This is a genomic window from Massilia sp. DJPM01 (genome assembly GCF_030348125.1).
Lineage (GTDB): Bacteria > Pseudomonadota > Gammaproteobacteria > Burkholderiales > Burkholderiaceae_D > Telluria_A > Telluria_A frigida.
The window spans coordinates 20,772-30,956 of sequence record NZ_JAQOZV010000073.1 but is presented as its reverse complement, the minus strand read 5'-3'; the positions used below and the strand labels follow the sequence as shown (position 1 = coordinate 30,956).

Annotated in this window: 8 protein-coding genes and 1 pseudogene; 5 read left to right on the top strand and 4 right to left on the bottom strand. The window is 62.5% G+C overall.

All coding sequences use genetic code 11. The features are described 5' to 3' along the window. Positions 1 to 319 precede the first annotated feature (319 nt). Entirely contained in the window at positions 320 to 568 is a 249-nt protein-coding gene (locus tag PO883_RS30380; protein WP_289313089.1) for a hypothetical protein, read from the top strand. Between the two features lie 36 nt (positions 569 to 604). Here PO883_RS30380 and PO883_RS30375 read toward each other — a convergent pair. Further along, a pseudogene (locus tag PO883_RS30375) lies at positions 605 to 727 on the bottom strand (IS481 family transposase); the annotation flags it as partial. Between the two features lie 182 nt (positions 728 to 909). On the opposite strand from PO883_RS30375, the gene PO883_RS30370 reads away from it, so the two are divergent. The 4 genes from PO883_RS30370 to PO883_RS30355 are packed head-to-tail and all read left to right on the top strand — an operon-like array spanning position 910 to position 7,551. Continuing rightward, positions 910 to 2,346, top strand: coding sequence for a DUF3375 domain-containing protein (locus PO883_RS30370; protein ID WP_289313088.1), 1,437 nt, complete (start codon positions 910 to 912; stop codon positions 2,344 to 2,346). Next, on the top strand, positions 2,343 to 2,951 hold the full coding sequence (locus tag PO883_RS30365; protein WP_289313087.1) for a DUF4194 domain-containing protein: 609 nt from the start codon (positions 2,343 to 2,345) through the stop codon (positions 2,949 to 2,951). Before PO883_RS30370 ends, PO883_RS30365 begins: the two co-directional genes overlap by 4 nt. Continuing rightward, positions 2,948 to 6,337, top strand: a complete 3,390-nt coding sequence (locus PO883_RS30360; RefSeq protein WP_289313086.1) for an ATP-binding protein — start codon at positions 2,948 to 2,950, stop codon at positions 6,335 to 6,337. The genes PO883_RS30365 and PO883_RS30360 overlap by 4 nt, the downstream gene beginning before the upstream one ends. After that, positions 6,334 to 7,551: a DUF3322 domain-containing protein gene (locus tag PO883_RS30355; protein ID WP_289313085.1), complete on the top strand. Its 1,218-nt coding sequence runs from the start codon at positions 6,334 to 6,336 to the stop codon at positions 7,549 to 7,551. Before PO883_RS30360 ends, PO883_RS30355 begins: the two co-directional genes overlap by 4 nt. Positions 7,552 to 7,564: 13 nt before the next feature. Here PO883_RS30355 and PO883_RS30350 read toward each other — a convergent pair whose 3' ends face one another. The 3 genes from PO883_RS30350 to PO883_RS30340 all read right to left on the bottom strand — a co-directional run bounded on the left by PO883_RS30350 (position 7,565) and on the right by PO883_RS30340 (position 10,152). Then, the gene (locus tag PO883_RS30350) at positions 7,565 to 8,224 is read right to left on the bottom strand and encodes a hypothetical protein (protein WP_289313084.1); all 660 of its coding nucleotides are present in this window, start codon (positions 8,222 to 8,224) and stop codon (positions 7,565 to 7,567) included. 135 nt (positions 8,225 to 8,359) lie between these two features. Beyond that, positions 8,360 to 8,569, bottom strand: a complete 210-nt coding sequence (locus PO883_RS30345) for a DUF4287 domain-containing protein (RefSeq protein ID WP_167093762.1) — start codon at positions 8,567 to 8,569, stop codon at positions 8,360 to 8,362. A 161-nt stretch (positions 8,570 to 8,730) separates the two neighbouring features. After that, positions 8,731 to 10,152, bottom strand: a complete 1,422-nt coding sequence (locus tag PO883_RS30340) for a DUF2867 domain-containing protein (protein WP_289313083.1) — start codon at positions 10,150 to 10,152, stop codon at positions 8,731 to 8,733. Positions 10,153 to 10,185 lie beyond the last annotated feature (33 nt).

Sequence of the window (10,185 nt, the reverse complement as noted above, 5' to 3'; positions counted from 1 at the left end):
CCCGCAGATTTTAACCGGCAGCCTGAGCGCTTCCAGGATCGGGCTTTATACGAAGATTATTTTGTCCTCAGATTTTCGTCCTCTCTGCATCCAAATTCCGAAAAATATCCAAACTAAATCGGCAACAGCGGAATCCGCGCACATTAATCCGACATCACGAACTCATGTGCGGAGCTTTTATCTCCGTCTACGGCAGTGCAGGCTCCCCAGACATGCAACGAAACCATGAATAGAATGATGCCTCCACGACAATGGAATGATCCTCCACGACTCTTGACCGGTGCAGAGAACGAATTTTAAGAAGCAAGGGTGTTAATTTATGAAGACGATGCGTAATTTTAGTGTTCTGGGAAGGGCAACCGGTAGCAAAAAAAATAAACAACTTGATGAGATAACCATCGTGGCTAATCCGGATACCCTCAGAAGGATCGCGATATTTCTTATTGGTGCAGCGCATGATATGGAGGTAAATGAATTCGGCCACGCTCATTTCCAAGATACGATTAAGAATTTTTCTTACGAGAACCATGTCGATATCATTGCGCATGTGGAACCTAAAAAGCGTTAGGGAAACGCCAAGTTATTGAAATTTTGGCCCCCGCTGGTTGTGCAGCGTTGATTCGAGCTCGTCTGCGGACCCGAAGCGCGTCTCATTAACGATCTCGCTGATGTAGCCATTGAGGTGCTCGACCATGCCATCGGATTGCGGATGGCATGGAGGAATGAGTCAGCGCTCAATCTGGACCGGCTTGTACAGGAGCTTACACCGTCATAAACGCTTGATTTCATCAGGACACTCGCCGTTGCCGCAATCCACCGAGCCGGGAAGTTGAGCTTGCGTTGATCTCCGGCGTAGCGTTCTCCCGTTGGTGTTAAAGTATCGCTCACGCCGAACCAATTCCCATAGCGATGGACTACCAGCAACTCATCACGCAGCGGCGTACGCATCCCGCATGGCGCCTGCTCGCCGCCGACAATGCCGCGATGATTGCGAGCTTCCTGCACGCGAGTTTCATCGCGCCCAACCAGCGCACCATCGGCCGCCAGCAACTGGCCTCGCAATTGGACGACCACCTCTACCACCTGCACGAAAGCGCCGGCGAAATCCTGTTCCCCAAACCCGCCACCGCCTATCTGGACGACTGGGCTTCCGATGAACGCGGCTGGCTGCGCAAATACTACCCGCCCGGCGACGACGAAGCCCACTACGACTTGGCCTCGGCCACCGAACAAGCCCTCGAATGGCTCAAGAACCTGGGACAGCGCACCTTCATCGGCACCGAATCGCGCCTGATGACGGTATTCGACCTGCTGCACCAGATCGTCGACGGCAGCGAACTCGATCCGCGCGCCCGCATCGCCGAACTCAAACGCCGCAAGGCCGACATCGACGCCGAAATCGCCGACATCAGCGCCGGCAGATTCGCATTGATGGACCCGACCCAGGTGCGCGAACGCTTCCTGCAAATGGCGGCTACCGCGCGCGACCTGCTATCGGACTTCCGCGCGGTCGACACCAACTTCCGCACGCTCGACCGCCAGGTGCGCGAACACATCGCCACCTGGGATGGCAGCAAGGGCGAACTGCTGCAAGCGATCTTCGGCCAGCGCGACCTGATCGCCGACACCGACGAAGGCCGCAGCTTCCGCGCCTTCTGGGACTTGTTGATGTCGCCCTCGCGCCAGGACGAGTTGACAAGCCTGCTCGACGCCGTGCTCAAGCTCGGCCCCGTGCGCGAACTCCAGCCCGACGGCCGCCTTCAACGCATTCACTACGACTGGCTCGAAGCCGGCGAAGTCACCCAGCGCACCGTCGCGCGACTGTCCGAACAGCTGCGCCGCTACCTGGACGACCAGGCCTGGCTGGAAAACCGCCGCATCATGCAGCTGATCCGCGACATCGAACAGAAAGCGCTATCCCTGCGCGGCCAGGTCGACGAACGCGCCTTCATGGAGATCGACGACGCCGCACCCACGTTCGCCCTGTCGATGGACCGCACCCTGTACAATCCGCCATTCAAGCCGAAGATCACGCAGCAGATCATCAGCGACGATGGCGTCGATATCGCATCGGACGCGCTGTTCGAGCAGATCTATGTGGACCAGCTGCGCCTCATGTCGAACATCCGGCGCGCCCTCCAGACCCGCCAGCAAGTCTCGCTCGGCACCCTGGCGCGCGAGTACCCGATCGAGCAGGGCCTGGCCGAACTGGCCACTTACCTCAAACTGGCCACCCAGGACATGCATGCCGCCATCGACGACAGCCAGTCCGAAACGGTCGACTGGACCGACGACAATGGCCGCCGGCGCCAGGCCACGCTCCCCCTTATCATTTACGCCGCATGAACCCTGAACCGACCACGCTCAACGATCAAAACCGCCTCGGCCAACTGCTGGTAGCGCTGTTCCAGGGAGTGCTGTACCGCGACACCGACAGCGCCCTGTGGCAGCCGCTGATGGACCTGCAGGCGCGCGTGCGCGACTATGGCACCACGGTCGGCCTCGAACTCATTCTCGACGAGGCCGAAGGCTACGCCTACCTGCGCCAGCGCCCTGCCGTGGTGGGCGAGCCGGAACTGCCACGCCTGATCCAGCGGCGCCAGCTCAGTTACCCGGTCAGCCTGATCCTGGCCCTGCTGCGCAAGAAGCTGGCCGAATTCGACGCCACCGGCGGCGACACGCGCCTCGTCATCGACCGCGACCAGATCGCCGAACAGGTACGCCTGTTCCTGCCGCAGACCGGCAACGAAGCGCGCCTGCTCGACCGCATGGACGCGCACCTGAACAAGGTCGTCGAACTCGGCTTTTTGCACCGGCTGCGCGGGCAGGACAACCAGTTCGAAGTGCGCCGCATCCTCAAGGCGTTCGTGGATGCCCAATGGCTGGCCGACTTTGAACAGCGCCTCTCGGGCTACGCCGCCCACGCCGCCAGCGGCGAGGAGGAAGCATGACCCAGATTCCCGCCGTCGACATCCCCGCAGCCGATGGCGGCGACCCGGCACTCGAGCGCGCGGGTTTTCGCCTGCGGCACTTCGAAGTATTCAACTGGGGCACCTTCCACGAACGCGTCTGGCGACTGCACCCGGGCGGCGACAACATGCTGCTCACCGGCGACATCGGCTCCGGCAAATCGACCCTGGTCGACGCCATCACGACGCTGCTGGTACCGGCCCAGAAGATCGCCTACAACAAGGCGGCCGGCGCCGATGCGCGCGAACGCAGCTTGCGCACCTACGTCATGGGTAACTACAAGTCCGAGCGCGGCGACAGCGGCCTGGCCGCGCGCGCCGTCGCCCTGCGCGATCACAATAGCTATTCCGTGATCCTCGGCGTCTTCCACAACGAAGGCTTCGACCAGACCGTCACCCTCGCGCAAGTCTTCTGGTTCAAGAACCCGCACGGCCAGCCCGAACGCTTCTACGTCGTCGCCGATGGCGCGCTGTCGGTGGCCGAGCACTTCGCCGGCTTCGGCAGCGACATCGCGCAGCTGCGCAAACGCCTGCGCGCGCTGCCCGGCGTCACCCTGCACGACAGCTTCCCGCCGTACGGCGCCGACTTCCGGCGCCGCTTCGGCATCGCCAGCGAACAGGCAATGGACCTGTTCCACCAGACCGTATCGATGAAATCGGTCGGCAATCTGACCGACTTCGTGCGCGACCACATGCTCGAAGCGTTTCCCGTCGAAGCGCGCATCGCCGCGCTGATCGCCCACTTCGACGACCTCAATCGCGCGCACGAAGCGGTCCTCAAGGCCAAGCTCCAGATCGACCAGCTCACGCCCCTGGTCGGCGACTGCGACCGCCACGAAACGCTGCAAGAACAGGTGGTCCAGCTGCGCGGCTGCCGCGAAGCGCTGCGCCCGTGGTTCGCGCACCTGAAAGGCGAGCTGCTGGAAAAGCGCATCGGCCTGCTGCAATCGGAACTCGACAAACTGGCCGGCCGCCTGGCGCGCTTGCAGGAAGAAAAGCGCAGCCGGATGCTGCGGCGCGACGACATGACCCAGGCCATCGCGGCCAATGGCGGTAACCGCATCGAGCAAATCCGCGCCGAGATCGCGCGCCTGCAAACCACGCGCGAGGAACGCTCACGCCGCTCGACCCAGTACGACGCGCTGGCAGCGGCGGTTGGCTTGCCCGGCGCGGCCGAGGCGAGCATGTTCGATGCCAACCGGCGCACCATCGACGTGGGAAAAGCCGGCTGCACCGCGCGCCGCGACGACGCGCAAAACCAGCTGATGGTCGCGGGAGTCAGCCTGCACGAACTGCGCGACCAGCACGGCGCCATCACCACCGAACTCGATTCGCTGCGCCAGCGCCGCTCCAACATCACCAGCCAGATGCTGGCGGTGCGGGCCGCCTTGTGCGACGCGCTGCGCATCGCGCCGGAAGACTTGCCGTTCATCGGCGAGTTGATCCAGGTGCGCGAGGAAGAACGCGCATGGGAAGGCGCCGCCGAACGCATGCTGCACAGCTTCGGCCTGTCGCTGCTGGTGCCGGAGACGCACTACGGGCAGGTGGCCGCCTGGGTCGATGCGACCAATCTGGGCAACCGGCTGGTGTACTTCCGCGTGCGCGCCAATGTCAGCGCCGACCATCACGGCCTGCATCCCGATGCATTGGCACGCAAGCTCGCCATCAAGCCCGATTCGCCATTTTACGGCTGGATCGACGCCGAACTGGCGCGCCGCTACGACCACGCCTGCTGCGAAACGCTCGACCAGTTCCGCCGCGAAAAGCGCGCCATCACTCGCAATGGCCAGATCAAGGCCGGCGGCGAGCGTCACGAAAAGGATGACCGCCACCGGATCGACGACCGTTCGCGCTACGTGTTGGGATGGTCGAACCAGGGCAAGATCGCCGCGCTGGCAAAGCAGGAGCGCGACCTGTCCACGCGCATCCAGGCGCATGCCGCCAAAATCCAGTCGGTCAGGGCCGATATCGCCCGCCAGGAAGCGCTGCTGGATAACTGGGGCAAGCTGACCATGTTCTCGGACTTCAGCGACCTCGATTGGAAGCCGCTGCTCTCCGCCATCGACGCGCTTGAACGCGAACAGGACGCGTTGGCCGCATCGTCCGACATCCTGCGCACTTTGCAGCAGCAGCTCGCCGATCTGACCGAGGCCCAAGCCGACACGGAGGCGCAGGCGAACAGTGCCACTATCGAGCACGCCAAGACCGCCGAAAAGCTGGAGGTGGCCGGCGCCGCCCTGGACGACTGCGCCACCCTGCTCGATGCAACGCCAGAGCAATCGCGCGCCACGTATTTTCCGCAGCTCGATGCGCTGCGTGCCGAGGTGCTGGGCGAGCATACGCTTACGGTCGAATCGTGCGAGAACCGCGAAAAGGAAATGCGCCACGAACTGCAAAACCGGATCGATGCGGAGCAAAAGAAAATCGGCAACCTGCGCGACGCCATCATCCGCGCCATGGAAAGCTACACCAAGGCCTGGCCGCTGGATGCGCGCGAGGTCGACGTGAGCATCGATGCCGCCGCCGAGTTCCGCAAGATGCTGGCGGTGCTGCAGGCGGACGACCTGCCGCGCTTCGCCGGGCGCTTCAAGGAACTCCTCAACGAAAACACTATCCGCGAGATCGCCGGCTTCCAGTCGCAGCTCAAGCGCGAGCGCGAAACCATCCGCGAGCGCATCGCCACCATCAACGGCTCGCTGCACCAGATCGACTACAACCCGAACCGCTACATCGCGCTCGAAGCGGAGAACAACATCGACGCCGACCTGCGCGATTTCCAGCAAGACCTGCGCAGCTGCACCGAGGGCGCGCTGACCGGATCGGCCGACGAAGAGTATTCGGAAGCGAAGTTCTTGCAGGTCAAACGCATCATCGAGCGCTTTCGCGGCCGCGAAGGCAATGCCGAGATGGACCGGCGCTGGACGCGCAAGGTCACCGACGTGCGCAACTGGTTCGTATTCTCGGCCTCCGAACGCTGGCGCGAGGATGGCCGCGAGCACGAACACTACACCGACGCCGGCGGCAAATCGGGCGGCCAGAAAGAGAAACTGGCCTACACCGTGCTCGCTGCCAGCCTGGCCTACCAGTTCGGCCTGGAGTGGGGCGTGGTGCGCTCGCGCTCCTTCCGCTTCGTGGTCATCGACGAGGCATTCGGGCGCGGTTCCGACGAGTCGGCGCGCTACGGACTGGAACTGTTCAAGCGCATGAACCTGCAACTGCTGATCGTCACGCCGCTGCAAAAAATCCACATTATCGAGCCTTACGTGTCCGGCCTGGGCTTCGTGCACAGCGAAGAAGGGCGCCAGTCGCTGCTGCGCTACCTGACGATCGAACAGTACCAGGCCGAGCGCAGCGCGCGTGCCGCATGAGCGCCGCGGCTACCTGGTCGAGCGCGGCCACGATCCGCGTCCAGGTGCAGCGGCTGTGGGACGATGGCCGCCTGCTCGCCGCGCGCGTGCGCGGGGAATCCCTGTTCCCGCTTGAACTTCGCCTGCGCCAGCCGACCGTGGCGCAAACCGGCGAGCGTTTTGAGGAGGTGCGCGCTTGGATCAAAGAGCTCGACGCCGGCAGCAAGACGGCGTGCGGCTACGGCTACCAGATCGTCTGGCGCGAGATAAATCACCGCCAGCTCGGACGCAACCGCATCCCCGACAGCGTTGTAGTCGAGAGTGAAGAAGACGCCCTGCGCCTGATCGGACGCCAGGCCGATGCACGCCGTGTCGACCAGCTTGCCGCAGCAACCGTTAGCGCGTTTCCGCAACTGGCCGACTGGCTCGCGCGGCGCGCGCTCGTGGTGCTGGAGCAAAGCGATGCATGGGCGCGCATCCTGGCGATCCTGGAATGGTTCGTCGCTCATCCACGTCCCGTCTTGTATCTGCGCCAGCTCGATATTGCGGGCGTCGACAGCAAATTCATCGAAACGCGCAAGGCCTTGCTGACCGAATTGCTCGACCTGGTGCTGCCGGCAGGCGCCATCGATCCGAAAGCCACCGGCGCGCGCCAGTTTGAAGCCCGCTATGGCTTGCTGAGCAAACCGGCGCTCCTGCGTTTTCGCCTGCTCGACCCGGCGCACACCATCGGCGGCCTGTCGGACCTCGCCGTGCCGCTGGCCCAGTTCGCGGCGCTGCAAACGGGTGTGCAGCGCGTTTTCATTACAGAGAATGAAATCAACGGCCTCGCGTTTCCCCCGGTGCCCGATGCCATGGTGATTTTTGGCGGTGGTTACGGGGTCGAGCGGCTGGCCGATGTGCCCTGGCTGGCCACGCGCGCTGTATATTACTGGGGCGATATCGACACGCACGGCTTTGCCATCCTGGACCGCTTGCGCGCCAGTGTTCCTCACGCGCGCTCCATCCTGATGGACAGCGCGACCCTGATGGCGCACCGCGCTCTGTGGGGCGCGGAAGACCAGGACAAGCGCTTCAGCGGGCAGCCAGCACGGCTCGATCCCGACGAACGGGCGCTGTTCGACGCCCTGCGCGATGATGTGTTTGGCGAGCGAATCCGGATGGAGCAGGAGCGCCTGTCGTACGGCTGGCTGCAGCAAACCCTGGCCGCGCTCATCGTATCGGCCGCGCCCTGATCATCGGCCGCGATTATTTTTTTGCGCGATGCGTGATTTCCAAGGGAAGACAAAACGCGGCACTCAGAATCATCACCGCATATCCCGTCGTTTCACCCAGCGTGAAGACGAGGTATAGACCCGATATGAAGAAAAGAAGACACAACGTCCGTACCGTCAGCCTGACTTCACGGTCCTGCTTTCTCTGCTTATCCTGTTGAATGTCCAGATACTCGGCATGACCGGCAAGGTCCGTTCGCCCAGCTTCACGCCTCAGCATTTCTGCCGCGACCGAATGGTTGTAAATCTGGATCTTGAGAGAATTGATCTTTTCGTCAAACTGGATGATGCGGATGGGGCTTTTCGTGGTGCCGATGAGCGCCAAAAAAACCGCGAGAACGAATATGCCAAGGTCTGGCGTTAAGTAAGTGTCGTGGTTTGCTGCAAATGCCAGGAAAAGGACGCCAATCGCCGCAGCGGCACTTGCGCCAGCGAACCAGTAGCGGCGGGCGTTGTCGCACCGGTCACAGACCGGAACATTCACGAGCGTAACCGCCCGCGCCTCTGTCGCCGCAACCACACTGCGCATGACTACTTTTTCAGTACGCGTGCGATATGAAAATTCTTCGCTTCCGCAACGGCAGCATGTCGCCGGCCATTGAATATCCCCCATCCGAATGTTCACCTTTGGCATGTCTGGTCCTTGATCAACGTTGAATGGTGCGTGGAGCAGCGTGGGGGGCCACGCTTGCTGCGCCCGTGCCCGAAGCGCGGATGCTACCGCACGCGGCATGCTCATGCAATGTGGGCATGGAAGCGATGACAGCGCTTACGCCTTCACCCGGCTGAGATGATAGGCGACCAAGGCATTGGCGTGTCCATGTCCGAGTTGATGATCCGACTTGAGCCAGTTGACCATCTCCATGTGCCTCATCGGGCCGGTCGATTCCAGAAGGCCAAGCCAATACGCCACCGGGTGCCCATATTTCGCTTCAATGGCCGGAAAATAGGAAGCCGGGCCTTTTACCGTGTCAGTCATTGTCGTTCTCCCTTGGTTGATGATGTTCGCTGCGAAGCAAAGGCACCGGATTGCATGCCGTCCCGCTAACGACACGACGTTCGGACGTGCCCGATATCGACATCAACGTTGGAAAAAGCCAGAATATTTGCGCAAGCGGCGGGGTAATGCCTCGGCAGTGCTTACCTGCCCAGCACCGCCGCGCCGTCCATCGCCTCAGCCGGCGCCTCGATCCGCGCATGCGCCACCGCCATGCGCAGCATGGTCGGCGTCACATACGCGCGGTGGGTACGGTCAATCGCCCACATATAAAAGCGTCCGAACAGGTTCTTGCAGCGCACCCGCGATCCCAGGCTGAACTCCACCTGGCCGCCCTTGATGATGCGTGCCGCCACGCAGGAGCGGAACGACAGATGCTTGTCGTCCGCGCCCAGCACCACTTGCGCGCGCGTGTTGTGCTCGTCCGTGCTTTGTTCCAGCACCGGAAAGCGGTGCGCGAACAGCCGGCTCTTGTCCGGCGAGAGCAGCGACGACACCGGACAGCCCAGCGACGAGGTGCGCAAGCCCATCGGCCGTACCAGCACATTGCGCACGGCCATCATGCGCGTGACGCCGCGCGGCGGATTTTCCATGAAGCCATCGAGCAGGCGGCTGAGCAGCGCGGTCGCATTGGTCTCTTGGAAGTTGGACAGCGGCATGGTCAGGGTAAACGTATCTTCATGATGAAACGGCGTGCCCTCGAATTGCTTCAGCAGCAACGATCCGGCTGGCGTGGCGTCCAGCTCGCGCACGTCGGTGCCGTCGCCGTGATGCGACACAAAGCCCTTCGAGCGGCGCCACGCGCCCCATTTGCCGAGAATCGTGCCGACGGTGCCGCGTGCCGAGTAGCACATCGCGCGTTGCAAGGTGCCCGGCGGTGCTTCCAGCGACAGGTCGACGGTCGCGACCTGTCCCTTGGCCATTGCCGCGTCGAGCAAATCGGCCACTTCTTGCGGCAGCAGCGAGGTCAGCGACGGAATACTGGCTTCGTTCGCCATGACCTGCTGCCGCAGATCGTCGGACAAGTCGCCGCCGAGCTCGTTTGTGTGGCAGGACAGTGCGAAAAACACAGGATGCGGGCTGTTGCGCGTGAGCGGCGCGAACTGGTGCCAGGTCTCGCCGCCAAAGCGCACCGTGAACATGCAGTCAGGCGGAATATTGATGCATTGAAGCGCGCGCAGGAAACTTTGCGGGTCTTCCTCGATCTGCGCCGTGGACGCACTGGAAAAGCGCAACTGCGCGCCGCCGCTGCCGGAAATGGCCGTGAAAATGCGATGCCCCGCGTGCCGGTGGAAAGGGTGACCTTTCGGTCCTACGACGAAGGAATACAGGGAAGTGGGATCGCCTTTGTCGAAATCGGTGCCGCCCAGCTTGGCCGACGGTTCGTCGAGCTCGTCGACGAATTCCTGGTGCTGCTGTTGCCGCGCCGATACGCTGGCGAACAAATGATTACCCGAGCCGTGTACCAGTTGCGCGATCAGCGACACTTCGACCGGCAGGCCGCCCGAGCTGGACCCAATCCGAACCGAAGGAAAGGTTTGCACAACCTTAATCATTGATAACATGGCACTTCCACAGAGTAAATTATTGCTCACATT